14 protein-coding genes are annotated in these 17,528 nt (G+C 72.1%); 3 read left to right on the top strand and 11 right to left on the bottom strand.

Features of this window, described 5'->3' with window-relative positions; genetic code table 11:
• Window positions 1-9: 9 nt before the first annotated feature.
• The 4 genes from infB to rimP all read right to left on the bottom strand — a co-directional run bounded on the left by infB (window position 10) and on the right by rimP (window position 5,150).
• Window positions 10-3,069 carry a translation initiation factor IF-2 gene (gene infB / locus ORI94_RS10245; RefSeq protein WP_266074122.1) on the bottom strand — a complete coding sequence of 1,020 codons (3,060 nt, stop codon included), beginning with the start codon at window positions 3,067-3,069 and terminating at the stop codon, window positions 10-12.
• 150 nt (window positions 3,070-3,219) lie between these two features.
• Window positions 3,220-3,513, bottom strand: coding sequence for a YlxR family protein (locus tag ORI94_RS10240; RefSeq protein WP_266074121.1), 294 nt, complete (start codon window positions 3,511-3,513; stop codon window positions 3,220-3,222).
• Window positions 3,514-3,615: 102 nt separating this feature from the next.
• Entirely contained in the window at window positions 3,616-4,602 is a 987-nt protein-coding gene (nusA, locus tag ORI94_RS10235) for a transcription termination factor NusA (protein ID WP_266074120.1), read from the bottom strand.
• Between the two features lie 2 nt (window positions 4,603-4,604).
• On the bottom strand, window positions 4,605-5,150 hold the full coding sequence (gene rimP, locus ORI94_RS10230) for a ribosome maturation factor RimP (RefSeq protein ID WP_266074119.1): 546 nt from the start codon (window positions 5,148-5,150) through the stop codon (window positions 4,605-4,607).
• Between the two features lie 253 nt (window positions 5,151-5,403).
• Between rimP and ORI94_RS10225 the strand changes: the two genes are divergently transcribed.
• The 3 genes from ORI94_RS10225 (at window position 5,404) to ORI94_RS10215 (ending at window position 7,430) form a co-directional block, all read left to right on the top strand.
• Entirely contained in the window at window positions 5,404-5,955 is a 552-nt protein-coding gene (locus ORI94_RS10225) for a hypothetical protein (RefSeq protein WP_266074118.1), read from the top strand.
• A gap of 3 nt (window positions 5,956-5,958) precedes the next feature.
• Window positions 5,959-6,426: a ferritin-like domain-containing protein gene (locus tag ORI94_RS10220; protein ID WP_266074117.1), complete on the top strand. Its 468-nt coding sequence runs from the start codon at window positions 5,959-5,961 to the stop codon at window positions 6,424-6,426.
• Between the two features lie 92 nt (window positions 6,427-6,518).
• A complete protein-coding gene (locus tag ORI94_RS10215) occupies window positions 6,519-7,430 on the top strand; it encodes an aminoglycoside phosphotransferase family protein (protein ID WP_266074116.1) in 912 nt (303 codons plus the stop codon).
• A 532-nt stretch (window positions 7,431-7,962) separates the two neighbouring features.
• On the opposite strand, the gene ORI94_RS10210 is transcribed toward ORI94_RS10215, so the two are convergent.
• From ORI94_RS10210 to ORI94_RS10180, 7 genes are all read right to left on the bottom strand, one after another.
• The gene (locus tag ORI94_RS10210) at window positions 7,963-9,663 is read right to left on the bottom strand and encodes a proline--tRNA ligase (RefSeq protein WP_266074115.1); all 1,701 of its coding nucleotides are present in this window, start codon (window positions 9,661-9,663) and stop codon (window positions 7,963-7,965) included.
• Window positions 9,664-9,735: 72 nt separating this feature from the next.
• Window positions 9,736-10,302: a GNAT family N-acetyltransferase gene (locus ORI94_RS10205; RefSeq protein WP_266074114.1), complete on the bottom strand. Its 567-nt coding sequence runs from the start codon at window positions 10,300-10,302 to the stop codon at window positions 9,736-9,738.
• Between the two features lie 38 nt (window positions 10,303-10,340).
• A complete protein-coding gene (locus ORI94_RS10200; protein ID WP_266074113.1) occupies window positions 10,341-11,189 on the bottom strand; it encodes a GNAT family N-acetyltransferase in 849 nt (282 codons plus the stop codon).
• A gap of 182 nt (window positions 11,190-11,371) precedes the next feature.
• Window positions 11,372-12,529, bottom strand: coding sequence for a flavodoxin-dependent (E)-4-hydroxy-3-methylbut-2-enyl-diphosphate synthase (gene ispG / locus ORI94_RS10195; RefSeq protein ID WP_266074112.1), 1,158 nt, complete (start codon window positions 12,527-12,529; stop codon window positions 11,372-11,374).
• 196 nt (window positions 12,530-12,725) lie between these two features.
• Window positions 12,726-14,018 (bottom strand): M50 family metallopeptidase, encoded by a 1,293-nt coding sequence (locus tag ORI94_RS10190; RefSeq protein ID WP_266074152.1) that lies wholly within the window; start codon window positions 14,016-14,018, stop codon window positions 12,726-12,728.
• Between the two features lie 8 nt (window positions 14,019-14,026).
• On the bottom strand, window positions 14,027-15,289 hold the full coding sequence (gene dxr, locus ORI94_RS10185; protein WP_266074111.1) for a 1-deoxy-D-xylulose-5-phosphate reductoisomerase: 1,263 nt from the start codon (window positions 15,287-15,289) through the stop codon (window positions 14,027-14,029).
• A gap of 58 nt (window positions 15,290-15,347) precedes the next feature.
• A complete protein-coding gene (locus ORI94_RS10180) occupies window positions 15,348-17,300 on the bottom strand; it encodes an acyl-CoA dehydrogenase family protein (protein ID WP_266074110.1) in 1,953 nt (650 codons plus the stop codon).
• Window positions 17,301-17,528: the final 228 nt, after the last annotated feature.

Below are 17,528 nucleotides of genomic sequence, written 5' to 3'. Positions count from 1 at the left end.
CATGGGGTGTTACGCCCGCGGCTTCTCGCGCATCTCGTAGGTCGCGATGACGTCGTCCACCTTGATGTCGTTGAAGTTTCCGAGGTTGATACCACCCTCGAAGCCTTCCCGGATCTCGGTGACGTCGTCCTTGAAGCGGCGCAGACCGACGATGTTGAGGCTCTCCGCGATGACCTTGCCGTCGCGGAGGAGGCGCGCCTTGGTGTTGCGCCTGACCTCGCCGGAGCGGATGAGAACACCCGCGATGTTGCCCAGCTTGGACGAGCGGAAGACCTCGCGGATCTCCGCCGTGCCGAGCTCGACCTCTTCGTACTCCGGCTTGAGCATGCCCTTGAGGGCCGCCTCGATCTCCTCGATCGCCTGGTAGATGACCGAGTAGTACCGGACATCCACGCCTTCGCGCTCGGCCATCTGCTGTGCCCGCCCGGCGGCGCGCACGTTGAAGCCGATCACGATGGCGTCCGAGCCCATCGCCAGGTCGATGTCGGACTCCGTGACCGCACCGACGCCGCGGTGCAGGACGCGGATGTCGACCTCTTCGCCGACGTCCAGCTGGAGCAGCGAGGACTCGAGGGCCTCGACCGATCCGGACGCGTCACCCTTGATGATCAGGTTCAGCTGCTGGATCTCGCCGGCCTTGAGCACCTTGTCCAGGTCCTCCAGCGACACGCGGCGCGTGCGCTTGGCGAACGCGGCGTTGCGCTCACGGGCGGCACGCTTCTCGGCGATCTGACGGGCCGTACGGTCCTCGTCGACGACGATGAAGTTGTCGCCCGCACCCGGGACGTTGGTCAGGCCCAGGACCTGGACCGGCGTCGACGGGCCGGCCTCGGCGACGTTGTTGCCGTTGTCGTCGAGCATGGCGCGCACGCGGCCGTAGGCATCGCCCACCACCATCGTGTCGCCGACCCGCAGGGTGCCTCGCTGCACGAGGACGGTCGCCACGGCACCGCGGCCGCGGTCGAGCCGGGACTCGATCGAGATGCCCTGCGCGTCCTGCGTCGGGTTGGCCCGCAGGTCGAGCGAGGCGTCGGCGGTGAGGACGACGGCCTCCAGGAGGCTGTCGATGTGCAGACCCTGCTTGGCGGAGATGTCGACGAACATGGTGTCGCCGCCGTACTCCTCGGCCACCAGGCCGTACTCGGTCAGCTGACCGCGCACCTTGGTCGGGTCGGCGCCCTCGACGTCGATCTTGTTGACCGCGACGACGATCGGGACCTCGGCCGCCTTGGCGTGGTTGAGCGCCTCGACCGTCTGCGGCATGACGCCGTCGTTGGCCGCGACGACCAGGATCGCGATGTCGGTCGACCGCGCACCACGGGCACGCATGGCGGTGAACGCCTCGTGACCCGGGGTGTCGATGAAGGTGATCCTGCGCTCTTCCTCGTTGACCTCGGTCGCGACCTGGTAGGCACCGATGTGCTGGGTGATGCCGCCTGCCTCGCCCGCGATGACGTTCGTCTTGCGGATGGCGTCGAGGAGGCGGGTCTTGCCGTGGTCGACGTGACCCATGACGGTGACGACCGGCGGACGGACCACCAGGTCGTCCTCACCGCCCTCGTCCTCGCCGAACTCCAGGTCGAAGGACTCGAGCAGCTCGCGGTCCTCCTCCTCCGGGCTGACGATCTGAACCGTGTAGTTCATCTCGCCGGCGAGGAGGTGGAGCGTCTCGTCGGAGACGGACTGGGTCGCGGTGACCATCTCGCCGAGGTTCATCATGACCGCGACGAGCGACGCCGGGTTGGCGTTGATCTTCTCCGCGAAGTCGGTGAGCGAGGCACCGCGCGACAGGCGAATGCTCTCGCCGTTGCCGCGAGGCAGCATCACGCCGCCGACCGACGGGGCCTGCATGGCCTCGTACTCCTGGCGCCTCTGCCGCTTCGACTTGCGGCCACGACGGGCCGGACCGCCGGGACGGCCGAAGGCGCCCTGCGTGCCACCACGGCCACCGGGACCGCCGGGACGGCCGCCGAAGCCGGGACGGCCACCGCCGCCGCCGAAGCCGCCACCACCGGGACGGCCGGCGAAGCCGCCGCCGCCACCGGGACGACCGCCGCCACCGCCACCCGGGCCGGCCGGGCGACCGGCGAAGCCGCCGCCGCCGGGACGACCGCCGCCGGGACGACCGGCACCGGCCGGACCACGGCCACCGCCGGGACCGCCACCGGGGCGGGGACCGGCAGCCGGACGCTGCGGCATCATGCCGGGGTTGGGACGCGGACCGCCGGGGCCGCCGCCACCGGGACGGGGACCGCCCTGCGGACGCGGCATCGAGCCCGGGGAGGGACGCTGCCCGCCCGGAGCCTGCGGACGCGGACCGGCACCGCCCTGGCCACCGGGGGCCTGGGGACGGGGACCGCCGCCGGGGGCACCGGGACCGCCGGGACGCGCGCCCTGCGGGCGGGGCGACTGCGGGCGGGCCATACCGGTGGAGCCACCGGAGGTGAAGGGGTTGTTACCCGGACGCGGACCGGCCGGGCGTCCACCCGGACGCTGACCGCCGCCACCGGGACGCTGGCCCTGACCGGCCGGACGGCCGCCCTGACCACCCTGACCGCCCTGACCGCCCTGGCCGGCGGGACGACCGCCGGGCTTGGGGGCACCGGGGCGCGCGCCCGGCTTCGGCCCGGCCGGAGCCGGGGACGGAGCCTGAGCGGCGGCCGGCGGGGCCTGGAACTCCGGGGCCGCCGGGGCCGGACGCGGCGCGGGGCGCGGGCCCGGCGTCGGACGCGGACCGGCGGGGGTCACCGGGGCGGGCGCCGACGGGGCCTCGGGCTGCTGGGCCGCGGCGGGCTTGGGTGCGGCCGGCGGCCGCGGTGCTGCCGGACGTGCCTGCGCCGGGGACGGCGCGGGCCTGGGCGCGGCCTTCCTGGGCGCGCCGGGCTTGGCACCGGACCTGCCGTTGCCTCCGCCCTGCTGGAACGCGTCGGTCAACTTGCGTACTACGGGCGCTTCGATCGTCGAAGACGCCGAACGGACGAACTCACCGAGTTCCTGGAGCTTGGCCATGACGACCTTGCTCTCGACACCGAACTCCTTGGCGAGTTCGTAGACCCGGACCTTAGCCACTTCGCTCCTTTGAGGTCCGGGTTGCGTCCGGACCGTCGCTAGTTCATGGGCGTACTCATCGCGTACTCATCGAGTGCTCATCGCAATCTCGACCTGCTTTCGACTCGCGAGGTACCAGACCGCACGGGGGGTTCCGCACGGCATGTCTTCTTACGGGTTGCTGTCACAACCCTGTGCCTGCTCCACGTAGTGGCGCAACGCCTTTACGTCGAGCGGTCCCGGGACGCGGAGCGCCCGCGGAAGCGCCTTTCGGCGCACCGCCTGGTCAAGACAGACCGGGGCGGGGTGCGTATACGCACCCCGACCGGACAGCGTACCGCGTGGATCGGGGACGCACACGTCCTCGACCGCCACGATCCGCAGCAGCTGGTTCTTGACCGCTCGCTCCCGGCAGCCCACGCAGGTGCGCTCTGGGCGCGCGCGGGTAGGTGTCCGGCCAGACACTCCTAAGTCTACCTCCCCGGACCGACCTCACCCCTATGGGGCAAGCATCGAACATGCGCCGCGCGCAAGACTGTCGTGATCTCAGCGTGCGGCGGCTTGGATCTATTCCCCGGGCTGTTCCGTGTCCGGCCGGATGTCGATCCGCCAGCCGGTCAGACGGGCGGCCAGACGGGCGTTCTGCCCCTCCTTGCCGATCGCCAGGGACAGCTGGTAGTCCGGCACGGTCACCCGGGCGGACCGGGCCGCCAGGTCCACGACCTCCACCTTGGTGACGCGGGCCGGGGAGAGCGCGTTGGCCACCATCTCGGCCGGGTCGTCCGACCAGTCGACGATGTCGATCTTCTCGCCGTTCAGCTCGCCCATCACGTTGCGTACGCGGCCGCCCATGGGGCCGATGCAGGCGCCCTTGGCGTTCAGCCCGGACCGGGTGGAGCGGACGGCGATCTTCGTGCGGTGGCCGGCCTCGCGGGCGATGGCGGAGATCTCCACCGAGCCGTCGGCGATCTCCGGCACCTCCAGGGCGAAGAGTTTCTTCACCAGATTGGGATGTGTGCGCGACAGGGTGACGGACGGGCCGCGCACCCCCTTCGCCACCCGGACGACGTAGCTGCGCAGTCGCAGCCCGTGCCCGTAGGTCTCGCCGGGCACCTGCTCCTGCACCGGCAGGATGGCCTCCAGCTTGCCGATGTCGACCAGGACGTTCTTCGGGTCGCGGCCCTGCTGGACCACACCGGTCACGATGTCGCCCTCACGGCCGGCGTACTCGCCCAGCGTCGCGTCGTCCTCGGCGTCCCGCAGGCGCTGCAGGATGACCTGCTTGGCCGTGGTGGCGGCGATGCGGCCGAAGTCGGACGGGGTGTCGTCGAACTCCCGGGCCTCCTGGCCCTCGTCGAGGTCCTCGGGGTCCTCCTTCGCCCACACCGTCACGTGCCCGGTCTCCCGGTCGAGTTTCACGCGCGCGTGGCGGCGGCTTCCCTCGGTGCGGTGGTAGGCGATGAGGAGGGCCGATTCGATTGCCTCGACCAGCAGGTCGAGGGAGATCTCCTTCTCCCGTACCAAGAGCCGAAGGGCACTCATGTCGATGTCCACGGTTACGCCTCCTCTTCCGTCTCGTCGTTGGTGTCGTGCACGTCGTTCGCGCCCTGCGCGGCGGGCCTGTCGTCCTTGCGGTTGAACTCGACCTGGACGCGCGCCCTGCCGATCTCCTCGAAGGCGAGCCGACGCGCGGTGGGCCTGCGGCCCTTGACACCGGGCACTTCGAGGTCGAGACCTTCGTCGTCGGTCCGCAGGATCCGGGCGGTCAGTTCGTCGCCCGTCGTCAGCCGGAAGCCCACCAGGCGGCCCGTGGCGCGCACGTAGTGCCGGTGCTCGGTGAGAGGGCGCTCGGCGCCCGGGGTGCCGACCTCGAGGGTGTACTCGCCGTTGCCCATCGCGTCGGTCTCGTCGAGCTTCGCCGAGAGCGCGCGGCTCACATCGGCGATCCGGTCCAGATCCGCGCCGGTGTCCGAGTCCACGACCACACGCAGTACCCGCTTGCGGCCGACCGCGTCGACGGCGATCTCCTCGAGGTCGAGGCCCTGCGAGCTGACGAGCGGTTCCAGAAGTTCTCGGAGCCTCTCGCTCTGGGTGCTGCTCATCCGGGTGACTCCTCGGCCGCGTGTGCTGTTGTGGTGTGGGGCGCGTGTCTGGTTCAAAGGGTATCCGGTCGCGGGGGGTGATGCCGTCCACCCGGTCACGGAGGGTGCCGCTGAGCCCCGTCGGAGAGATGCACGGGTACCGTGATCACGGGACCGGGCCCTGCCGTCGCCCGGCAGACGGGAGTACGGCGACAGCGCCTGTGGGTCCCGCTTCCGTCGCCACGTTCCGTACGAGCCCCCGAGGACGTCTGCCGTGCCGTTCCCCCACGTTCCGCGCGCCCGTACGGGACCGCGCAGAAGGAGTTTGCTCGCCGTCGCCCCGGCGGCGCTGTTCGCGGCGGGCTGTTCCGCCGCGGCCGAGGATCCCGGCCCCGCCGCCGGCAGCCGTCCCCCGGCCGGCGAGCGGGCACGCGCGCGTGCGGCGCGCGACAGCAGGGAGCTGGCCGAGCGCTACGACGCCGTGATCGCGGCGCACGCCGGGCTCGCGCAGCGGCTGGGTCCGCTGCGCGAGGACGCCGTGCGGCACGCGAAGGCCTTCGAGAGTCTCGAGACCACGGCGGGTACGGCGTCGGCCCCGCCCGAGTCGCCGGTGCCCACCGGGGCGGGGCCGTCCGCCTCGCCGCCGGTGCCGGTGCCGGTGCCCGCGAAGGAGAAGGACGCCCTCGCCGGGCTCGCCACCGCCGAGCGGGAGATCGCCGACCGTCGTCTGGAGGCGCTGCTCGACGCGCCGGCCGAGCTGGCCAGGCTGCTGGCGTCGGTGGCGGCGGCCGGGGCCGCGCACGTGTTTCTGCTGACGGAGGGCTGACGGATGAGCGAGGCGAAGGACCGGGAGCTGCGGGCGCTGCAGGGTGCCCTGGCGGCGGAGCACGCGGCGGTGTACGGCTACGGGGTCGTCGGCGGGCTGATCGCCGACAACCGGCGTGCGGACGCGCGCGCGGCGTACGACGCCCACCGCGCGCGCCGGGACGCGCTGGTGCGCGAGGTGAAGGACACCGGCGCCGACCCCGTGGCGGCGGCCGCGGGGTACGCGCTGCCGTTCCGGGTGCCGGACTCACCCGCGGCCGTACGGCTCGCGAAGGAGCTGGAGAGCCGGGTGGCCGGGGTGTACGCGGACCTGGTGCGGGCGAGCGGGGGCGAGCGCCGCCGTGCGGCGGCCGAGGCGCTGCGGGAGGCGGCGGTGCGGGCGGTGCGCTGGGGCGGGGAGGGCGTAGCCTTCCCTGGGCTCGCCGAGCGGGCCGAACCGTCCTCGGGGGCTCCGTCGACGCCGGCGGTGTGACAGGACCGCAGCGAGGGCGCGCCGGGGCGGCGGGAGCGGACGGCGGCAGGTGCCGCGCACAGCACGAAGGGAACGAAGGGAACGACTCGCGCATGGTCTTCGAACCGCCGCAGCGTCTGGTGAGGGCGCTGGGTGAGACGGCTCCCGACGGCGGTGCGCACTGGCTGGAGAGGCTGCCCGGGGCGGCGCGCGAGGCCGTCGCAGTGCGCGGGCTGACCGTGGAACGGGTGCAGGTGCCGGGGGGACGCAGCAGCCTGGTGGTGCTGGTGCGGACCGCCGACGACCTGCCCGCCGTGCTGAAGCTGGCCCCGGCGCGGGCCCGGCCGGAGAGCGAGCGGGCCGCACTGGCCCACTGGAACGGGCTGGGCGCGGTCCGGTTGCTGGAGCCCCTCGCCTCGGACGGGGCGCTGCTGCTGGAGCGGCTGCACCCGGATGTCTCGGTGCGGTCCCTGCCGGAGGCGAAGGCACTGCTCGAGGCTTCCGGGACGCTGCGGCGGCTGTGGGTGGAGCTGCCCGCCGGGGACACCGCTCACGTCTTCGAGACGGTGGCCGAGCGGACCGGAAGGCAGGCGGAGTCGATGCGGACGGGTGCCGTCGGCGACCCGGACGTGGCGCCGCTGGTCTCGGCGGCGTTGGCGGCCCGCGAGGAACTGCTGGCCGGGCCGCTTGAGCACCGGCTGCTGCACGGCACCTTCCGGCAGAGCAAGGTGCTCTCCGCCGAGCGGATGCCGTGGCTGGCGGTGGGCCCGGACCCGGTGGTCGGGGAGCGCGCCTTCGATCTGGCCCGGCTGGTTCGCGACCGGGTGGAGGACCTGGTCGCCCAGCCGTCCGGCGCGGCGACGACCCGCCGGCGGGTGAAGCGCCTGGCGGAGTCACTGGAGATCGACCAGGAGCGGCTGCGCGGCTGGACCCTGTTCCGCGCGGTGGAGTCCGGCGTACGCGCCCGCCGCGTCGGCCGCGGCCGGGACGCGGAGCTGCTCCTGGAGTTCGCGAGCTGGCTCTGACGCCGTGCGGGGACGCCGGGGGCCCGCACGGGGAACGTTTCGTGCGGGCCCCGGCCTCGTCCACGGCGTTGGTGTCTCTCCCGGCCGCCGGTGACGGAGCCACGCGGTGAGCCACGCGGTGAGCCACGGCGTACGGCCCGGCCCTCCGGCGGCGCTCACGACATGGATTCCTCCCGGGGTGCACCGGACCGGCTCCGGCCTCGCGCGGCGAACGCCGGGAACCCGTGCAGGGGCGGCCCCGCCCACGACGAGCTCCTCGCGCCCGCCGGTGCGACAGCCACCGGGCTGCGGGGGCCGGTGCGGCAGCCACCGGGCTGCGAGGGCCGGCCGGGACCGCCCGAACCCACACGAAGAACACTTCCGCACGGGCTCCTGGCAGTGAGGGGATCAGACCGTGAGACGGGTGATCACCCCGCCCACGACGAGCTCCTCGCATCCGCCGGTGCGGCAGCCACCGGGCTGCGAGGGCCGGCCGGGACCGCCGGAACCCACACGAAGAACACTTCCGCACGGGCTCCTGGCGGTGAGGGGATCAGACCGTGAGACGGGTGATCGCCTCGGCCACGGTGAGTTCCTCCCGTTCGCCGGTGCGGCGGTCCTTCAGCTCGACGATGCCCTCGGCGGAGCGACGCCCGGCCACCAGGATCTGCGGGACGCCGATCAGCTCGGAGTCGGTGAACTTCACGCCCGGCGAGACACCCGCACGGTCGTCGACCAGGACGCGGACGCCGGCGGCGGCGAGCCGGTCGGAGAGGTCGAGGGCGAGCTCGGTCTGCAGGGCCTTGCCGGCGGCGACCACGTGGACGTCGGCCGGAGCGACCTCCTTGGACCAGCACAGGCCCTTGTCGTCGGCGCTCTGCTCGGCCAGGGCCGCCACCGCGCGGGAGACGCCGATGCCGTAGGAGCCCATGGTGACGCGGACGGGCTTGCCCTGCGGGCCGAGGACGTCGAGCTTGAGGGCGTCGGCGTACTTGCGGCCCAGCTGGAAGATGTGGCCGATCTCGATGGCGCGGTCGAGCCGGAGACCGGTGCCGCACCGGGGGCAGGGGTCGCCCTCGTCGACCACCACGACGTCCACGTACGCGTCGACCTCGAAGTCACGGCCGGCGACCACGTTCCTGGCGTGGGTGTCGGCCTTGTTGGCCCCGGTGATCCAGGCGGTGCCGGGTGCCACGCGCGGGTCGGCGATGTAGCGGACCTTCTCCAGGCCCTGCGGGCCGACGTAGCCGCGCACCAGGTCCGGGCGGCCGACGAAGTCCTCGGCGGTGACCAGTTCGACGGCGGCCGGGGCGAAGTGCGCCTCGACCTTGCCCAGGTCGACCTCCCGGTCGCCGGGGACGCCCACGGCGACGATCTCGCCGTCGACCTTGACCAGCAGGTTCTTCAGCGTGGCCGAGGCGGGGACGCCGAGCGAGGCGGCGAGGGTCTCGATGGTGGGGGTGTCGGGCGTCGGGATGTCCTCGGCGGCCGGCACGGCGGAACCGTCGACGGGCTTCAGCTCGTAGGAGATCGCCTCGGTGTTCGCGGCGAAGTCGCAGTGGGGGCAGTCCGCGAAGGTGTCCTCGCCGGCCTCGGCGGGGGCGAGGAACTCCTCGGACTTGGAGCCGCCCATGGCGCCGGCGGTGGCGGCGCAGATGCGGTAGTCGAGGCCGAGGCGCTCGAAGATCCGCTGATACGCCTGGCGGTGCAGACCGTAGGACTGTCCCAGGCCCTCGTCGTCGAGGTCGAAGGAGTAGGAGTCCTTCATCAGGAACTCGCGGCCGCGCAGGATGCCCGCGCGGGGGCGGGCCTCGTCGCGGTACTTGCTCTGGATCTGGTAGAGGGTCACCGGCAGGTCCTTGTAGGAGGACGCCTGGTCCTTCACCAGGAGGGTGAAGATCTCCTCGTGGGTGGGGCCGAGGAGGTAGTCACCGCCCTTGCGGTCCTGGAGGCGGAACAGCTCGGGGCCGTACTCCTCCCAGCGGCCGGTCGCCTCGTAGGGCTCACGCGGCAGGATGGCGGGGAGCAGCACTTCCTGGGCTCCGATGGCGTCCATCTCCTCGCGGACGACGCGTTCGACGTTGGCGAGGACCTTCTTGCCCAGGGGCAGCCAGCTCCAGATGCCGGCGGCGGTCCGGCGTACGTAGCCGGCCCGGACGAGCAGCTTGTGGCTGAGGACCTCGGCGTCCGCCGGGTCGTCGCGCAGCGTCTTCGCCATCAACTGGGACATGCGCTGGACCGGTGCGTTCGCCATGGTTCTCGTACTCCTGCTGCGTCTGGGTGATGACAGGAGGTTAGCCGGGCGGGGCCGGGGGGTGGAAATCCGTTATCGGCGAAGGAGTGGCAGGGGGGCGCCCATCACGGCGTACGGCTTGGGGGCGCTGGGGAAGTGGACGCGGCGGGCGAGGTCGCTGTAGCCGAGGGAGCGGTACAGGCGGCGGGCGGGGCTCTCGACGTCGATGGCGGAGAGGATCGTTCGGGGTTCCTCGGCGCCGTCGGTGATCGTGGTGATCAGGGAGCGGCCGATGCCGTGCTTCTGGTAGCGCGGGTGGACGTGGAGTTCGGTGATGACGAAGGAGCCGTCGAGCCAGTCGTCGTGGCCCCGGGCGCGCAGATGGGGCTCGACGACGGTGGACCACCAGTGGGCGCGGTCGTTGGGCATGCCGTAGACGAAGCCGACGAGACGGCCGTCGACGGTGGCTCCGAAGGCCCTGGCGCCCGGCAGGGTCATGTGGCGCAGCACGATCTGCCGGCGTACGGCCACCTCGTCGGGGCCGAGGCCGAACGCCTTCGCCTGGACCGCCAGTGCCTCGTCGACGTGGGCGACGAGGTCGAGGGGGCCGATCACGATGTCGTCGGGGCGGGGGTGCCCGTGACCGGGAAAGCGCAGCATGCCGGGGAGACTACAGGGGACGGTGGGAGACCGCGGGGTCAGAACAGGACGCTCATGAACTCGCCGACCTCCTGGAACCCCACCCGCCGGTAGGTCCGGCGCGCGGCGGTGTTGAAGTCGTTGACGTAGAGGCTCGCCACGGGGGCCACGTCCGCGAGGGCGTAGCGCAGTACGGCCGCCATGCCGGGGGCGGCGACCCCCCTGCCCCGGTGTTCGGGTGCCACCCATACGCCCTGGATCTGGCAGGTGCGGTCGGTGGCGGCACCGATCTCGGCCTTGAAGACGACCTTGCCGTCGGCGTCGAAGCGGGCGAAGGAGCGTCCGGCGCCGACGAGTTCGGCGACCCGGGCCTGGTAGAGCAGGCCGCCGTCACCGGCCAGCGGGGAGATCCCGACCTCCTCGGTGAACATCGCCACGCAGGCCGGCATGATCTTTTCCATCTCGTCCTTGCGGACGCGGCGGACGCAGGGGTCCGGGGCGATGCCGTCGGGCAGCCGGTCGGTGACCATCAGGGGCTGGTGGGCGCGGACCTCGCGGGCGGGGCCCCACTGGGGTTCGAGGAGCCGCCACAGGGCGGCGGTGGGCGTCGCGGGGCCGACGACGGAGGAGCAGCGGCGGCCGGCCCGGCGGGCGCGGTCGGCGAAGGCGCGGACCGCCCGGGGGGTGGCGCAGATGGGGACCAGGTTGGCACCCGCGTAACACAGGGAGGTGAGCATGCCGCCCTCGTACCAGCCCCACATCTCGCCACCGAGGCGCCACGGGTCCAGACCCGCGACCTGTACCCGGGACGCCACGAAGGCGTTCGCCACCGGCTCGCGGTCGAGGATGGCGAGGGCGGCGTCCAGGTCGCTCGGTTCGAGGACCCGGGAGGTGGTCTGCGTCAACACGTGCGGGGGGCCTCACACACTTGGGTCTGCTGGTTTCCGCACTGTACCCGCCGAATTTGTGTGCTGCCGACTCGCGGGAGAGAAACGGTCCCGCCCGGGGTTTCCCGGGCAGGGAGCGCCGAGGGGCCGGTCTGCCCGAAGGGGCAGACCGGCCCGGTGGCACGGCGGCCTGACGGACTTCGTCAGCCGGCGACCGAGATCCGGGGTTCGCCGGAGGTCACGCCGTCGGCCTCCATCTGCTCGGCGATCTTCATCGCTTCCTCGATGAGGGTCTCCACGATCTTCGACTCCGGGACGGTCTTGACGACCTCGCCCTTCACGAAGATCTGCCCCTTGCCGTTACCCGACGCCACACCCAGATCGGCCTCACGGGCCTCCCCCGGACCGTTGACCACACAGCCCATCACCGCCACCCGCAGCGGGACCTCCATGCCCTCCAGACCGGCCGTCACCTCGTCCGCGAGCTTGTACACGTCCACCTGGGCACGTCCGCAGGACGGGCAGGACACGATCTCCAGACCACGCTGCTTCAGGTTCAGCGACTCCAGGATCTGCAGACCCACCTTCACCTCCTCGGCCGGCGGCGCCGACAGGGAGACACGGATCGTGTCACCGATCCCCTGGGACAGCAGCGCCCCGAACGCCACCGCCGACTTGATCGTCCCCTGGAACGCCGGACCCGCCTCGGTCACCCCCAGGTGCAGCGGGTAGTCGCACTGCGCGGCCAACTGCCGGTAGGCCTCCACCATCACCACCGGGTCGTTGTGCTTCACCGAGATCTTGATGTCCCGGAAGCCGTGCTCCTCGAACAGCGAGGCCTCCCACAACGCCGACTCCGCCAGCGCCTCCGGCGTCGCCCTCCCGTACTTCTGCAGCAGCCGCCGGTCCAGCGACCCCGCGTTCACCCCGATCCGGATCGGCGTGCCGTGGTCCTTGGCCGCCTTCGCGATCTCCTTGACCTTGTCGTCGAACTGCTTGATGTTGCCCGGGTTCACCCGCACCGCCGCACAGCCCGCCTCGATCGCCGCGAACACGTACTTCGGCTGGAAGTGGATGTCCGCGATCACCGGAATCTGCGACTTCCGCGCGATCGTCTCCAGCGCGTCCGCGTCGTCCTGCGTCGGACACGCCACCCGCACGATCTGACACCCCGACGCCGTCAGCTCCGCGATCTGCTGCAACGTCGCCCCGATGTCCGACGTACGCGTCGTCGTCATCGACTGCACCGACACCGGCGCGTCCCCGCCCACCGCCACCGACCCGACCTGGATCCGCCGGCTCTTGCGCCGCGGGGCGAGCGTGGTCGGAACGGACGGCATACCGAGAGAAATCGCAGTCATCTGCTGTGCAACCCCAAGTCGTGGATCAAGGTCCGGCTCCCGGTGAGCAGCGGGCTCCGGGCTCCGAGATTACGGCACCGCCGTCGGCCCCGGCACATCCCGGCCGTAAACGCGCCCAAAGGACGACGGCCCGGAACGAAACGGTTCCAGGCCGTCGTGAACGGCAGGTGTCCGGCGGATGCGTGCCGGGCGGGCCCTACGAGATCCGTATCGGGTTCACCACGTCCGCGACGAGGACGAGGAGGGTGAAGCAGACGAAGATCCCGGCCACCACGTAGGCCACCGGCATCAGTTTCGCCACGTCGAACGGGCCCGGGTCGGGGCGGCGCAGCACCCTGGCGAGGTTGCGGCGCAGCGACTCCCACAGGGCGCCCGCGATGTGCCCGCCGTCGAGGGGCAGCAGCGGGAGCATGTTGAACAGGAACAGGGAGAGGTTGAAGCCCGCGAGCAGCATCACGAACATGGCCATCTGCTGCGAGGCCGGGATGTCGAGCGTGGCGATCTCGCCACCCACCCGGGCCGCTCCGACGACGCCCATCGGGGAGTCCTGCTCGCGCGGGCCGTCGCCGAAGGCGGCGTCCCACAGGGCGGGCACCTTGGACGGCAGGGCGGCGAGGGAGTCGACCGCGTCGCCGACCCGGTCGGTCATCCAGACCACGGAGTCGCCGAAGTCCTGCTTGACGACGCCGGTGGCCGCGCTGAAGCCGAGGAAGCCGGCCTTGACGTACTCGCCCTCGACGTAGAGCCCGTGGGAGTCCTTCTTGGCGACCAGGTTGGTGGCGATCTCCGCCTGGAGGGTGACCTCCCGGCCGTCGCGGTCGACGACGATCGGCACGGCCTTGCCGGCGCTGTCGCGGATGAGGTCGGAGAGCGTGCCCCAGTCGTCGGTCCGGACACCGTCGAACGCGACGATCCTGTCGCCCGCCTCCATGCCGGCCGCGGCGGCCGGGGACCGGGGGTCGGACCGCTCGCACGCGTCGCGGTTCTCGCTCTGCGAGATGACGCAGGGGGAGACCGAGCTGACGGTGGTGGTCTGCTGCTGGATGCCGAAGCCCATCAGCACGGTGAGGAACAGCACGACCGCGAGGATCAGGTTCATGAACGGGCCCGCGAACATCACGATGACGCGTTTCCAGGGCTTGCGTGTGTAGAACAGGCGCTTCTCGTCGCCGGGCCGCAGTTCCTCGAAGGCGGCGGAGCGGGCGTCCTCGATCATGCCGCGCCACGGCGAGGTGGAGCGGGCCTCGAGGCGTCCGTCGGCGCCGGGTGGGAACATGCCGATCATGCGGATGTAGCCGCCGAACGGGATCGCCTTGACGCCGTACTCGGTCTCGCCCCTGTGCCGGGACCAGAGGGTCGGGCCGAAGCCGACCATGTACTGGGGCACCCGGATGCCGAACATCTTGGCCGTGGACAGGTGTCCCAGCTCGTGCCAGGCGATCGAGAACAGCAGGCCGACCGCGAAGACCACTATGCCGAGGATGAACATCAGGGTCGTCATGCACGCGCCTCCGCGCTCGCCGTACGGGCTGTCAGTTCCCGGGTCCTCGCTCGCGCCCAGGTCTCCGCTTCGAGGACGTCCGGGACCGTCAGAGAGGTTCCCGGCCGGGGGGTGCCGTGCTCCTCGACCACCCGGGTGACCGTATCGACGATCCCGTTGAACGGCAGCGCGCCGGCGCGGAACGCCTCCACGCACTCCTCGTTCGCCGCGTTGAACACCGCCGGGGCGGTTCCCGCGAGCCCGCCGACGTGCCGGGCGAGGTTCACCGAGGGGAAGGCCTCGTTGTCGAGGGGGTGGAACTCCCAGGTGGACGCCTTGCTCCAGTCGAAGACCGGGGCGGCGTCGGGGACCCTTTCGGGCCAGCCGAGGCCGATGGCGATGGGCCCGCGCATGTCGGGGGGCGTCGCCTGGGCCAGTGTCGATCCGTCCGTGAACTCAACCATCGAGTGGACATACGACTGCGGGTGGACGACGACCTCAATGCGATCGAAGGGAATGTCGTACAGCAGGTGTGCCTCGATGACCTCGAGGCCCTTGTTGACCAGGGTCGCGGAGTTGATGGTGATCACCGGGCCCATGGCCCAGGTGGGGTGGGCGAGGGCGTCCTCGACGGTGACGTTCGCCAGTTCGTCCCTGGTACGGCCGCGGAAGGGGCCCCCGGAGGCGGTGACGACGAGCTTTCGGACGTCCGCGCGGGTTCCGGCGGCCAGCGCCTGGAACAGCGCGGCGTGCTCGGAGTCGACCGGGATGATCTGGCCCGGCTCGGCCAGTGCCTTGACCAGCGGGCCGCCGACGATCAGCGACTCCTTGTTGGCGAGCGCGAGGGTGCGGCCCGCCTCCAGGGCGGCGAGGGTCGGGGCCAGCCCGATGGAGCCGGTGATGCCGTTGAGGACGGTGTGGCAGTCGGACGCGGCGAGCCGCGTGGCCGCGTCCGCTCCGGCCAAAATCTCGGGCAGCGGCTCCCCCGCGCCGTACCACGCGCTCAGGGCGTCGCGCAGCGCGCCGACGACGTCCTCGCGGGCGACGGCGACCGTGCGGACCCGCAGCCGGTGGGCCTGCTCGGCGAGGAGCGCGACGCGGCCGCCGTTGGCGGACAGGCCGGTGACGCGGAAGCGGTCGGGGTTGCGCAGTACGAGATCGATGGCCTGGGTGCCGATCGAGCCCGTGGAGCCGAGGATCACCACGTCCTTGGGGCCGTCCCCCGCCACGGGGTCGTACACCAGGTGCGGGTCGGCGAGCGGAGCTGGAGCGTCGGTCATGGGCACCATTGTGTCCGGTCGCGGGCGCTGCCGGGGCCCCGCCCCGGCAGCTCGCGCGTCAGCGGATCGGCCGGTGCCGGTTCTCGTGGGTGCTCGGGCCGGGCGCGGCGTCCGCGATCCAGGGGCCGTCGCCCGAGGGGTCGACGACACCCTGCTCCAGCCACGTGTAGGTGCCGGAGAGCACGCCCTTGACCACCTTGCGGTCGATGTCGTCGGTGTTGGTCCACAGCCGGTCGAAGAGCTCCTCGACGCGGACGCGGGACTGACGGCAGAAGGCGTCGGCGAGCTGGTAGGCCTCACGGCCGTTCTCGCCGCGGGCGCGCAGGAGTTCGGCGCGGACGCAGGCGGCGCTCATCGCGAACAGTTCGGCGCCGATGTCGACGATCCGGCCCAGGAAGCCCTGCTTGGTCTCCATCCGGCCCTGCCAGCGGGACATCGCGTAGAAGGTGGAGCGGGCGAGCCTGCGGGACGCGCGCTCGACGTACCGCAGGTGCGGGGAGAGGTCGATCCCGTGCTTGAACTCTCCGTAGGCGCCGGGGAGCTGTCCGGGACCCGCCACGAGCCTGGGCAGCCACTTCGCGTAGAAGACGCCCGCGTTCGCCCCCGCCCTCGCCTTGTCTCCCAGGGTCTTCTCGGGGTCGATGAGGTCGCCGGCGACGGACAGGTGTGCGTCGACGGCCTCCCGTGCGATCAGCAGGTGCATGATCTCGGTGGAGCCCTCGAAGATGCGGTTGATGCGCAGGTCGCGCAGGATCTGCTCGGCGGGGACCGCCCGCTCGCCGCGCTCGCGGAGGGAGTCGGCCGTCTCGAAGCCGCGTCCGCCGCGGATCTGGACCAGTTCGTCGGCCATCAGCCAGGCCATCTCCGAGCCGTACAGCTTGGCGAGGGCGGCCTCGATGCGGATGTCGTTGCGGTTCTCGTCGGCCATCTGCGAGGACAGGTCGAGTACGGCCTCCAGGGCGAAGGTGGTCGCCGCGATGAACGCGATCTTCGAGCCGACCGCTTCGTGCAGCGCCACCGGCTTGCCCCACTGTTCGCGGGCCGCCGACCATTCCCGGGCGATCTTCAGGCACCACTTTCCGGCGCCGACGCACATCGCGGGCAGGGACAGCCGTCCGGTGTTCAGCGTGGTGAGCGCGATCTTCAGGCCCTGTCCCTCCTCGCCGATGCGGTGGGCGGCGGGGACCCGGACGCGGTGGAAGCGGGTGACGCCGTTCTCCAGGCCGCGCAGGCCCATGAAGGCGTTGCGGTTCTCGACGGTGACGCCCTCGGAGTCCGCTTCCACGACGAACGCGGTGATGCCGCCCCGGTGGCCCTCGGACTTCGGCACACGGGCCATGACGACGAGGAGGTCGGCGACCACGCCGTTGGTCGTCCACAGCTTCACGCCGTCGAGGACGTACGCCCCCTCGCCGTCCGGGACGGCGGTGGTCGCCAGCCGTGCCGGGTCGGACCCCACGTCGGGCTCGGTGAGCAGGAAGGCCGAGATGTCGGTGCGGGCGCAGCGCGGCAGGAAGGTGTCCTTCTGTTCCTGGCTGCCGAACATCTTCAGCGGCTGCGGGACGCCGATCGACTGGTGGGCGGAGAGCAGGGCGCCGATCGCGGGGCTGGCGGAGCCGACCAGGGCGAGGGCCTTGTTGTAGTAGACCTGCGTCAGGCCCAGGCCGCCGTACCCGGTGTCGATCTTCATGCCGAAGGCGCCGAGTTCCTTGAGGCCGGTGACCACCTCGTCGGGGATGCGCGCCTCGCGGTCGATCAGGGCTCCGTCGATCCGGGTCTCGCAGAAGTCGCGGAGCTTGGCGAGGAACTCCTCGCCGCGTTCGGCGTCCTCACGGGCCGGGAGGGGGTGGGGGTGGACGAGGTCGAGCCGGAAGCGGCCGAGGAACAGTTCCCTGGCGAAGCTGGGCTTGCGCCAGTCCTGTTCCCGGGCGGCCTCGGCGACCTGACGGGCCTCGCGTTCGGTGACGGTGGGTCGGGACGGGGACCGGGGGGTCTCGGGTGTGGCGGACATGAGGCTCACCTCGCCGCGTATCGGAAGGCCGGGGGGTCGGAGGGCGTGCGGACTGCGTGCGGGCTCGGCACCGGCCCCGGGATCTTCTCGTGCGACCCCGGGGGTTACGTCACCGACTGGTGCTATCTGTACGTATGTACCCGATGCGCGGCGGCCCCGCCATCCTTCGTGCACCCGTCCGGCCGACCCGCCGTGCCCTTCCGCCCGGCCGGGCCCCCTCGGGGTCAC

This window comes from Streptomyces sp. NEAU-W12, assembly GCF_026242095.1.
Classification (GTDB): domain Bacteria; phylum Actinomycetota; class Actinomycetes; order Streptomycetales; family Streptomycetaceae; genus Streptomyces.
This window is presented reverse-complemented; position numbering and strand designations above follow the sequence as displayed.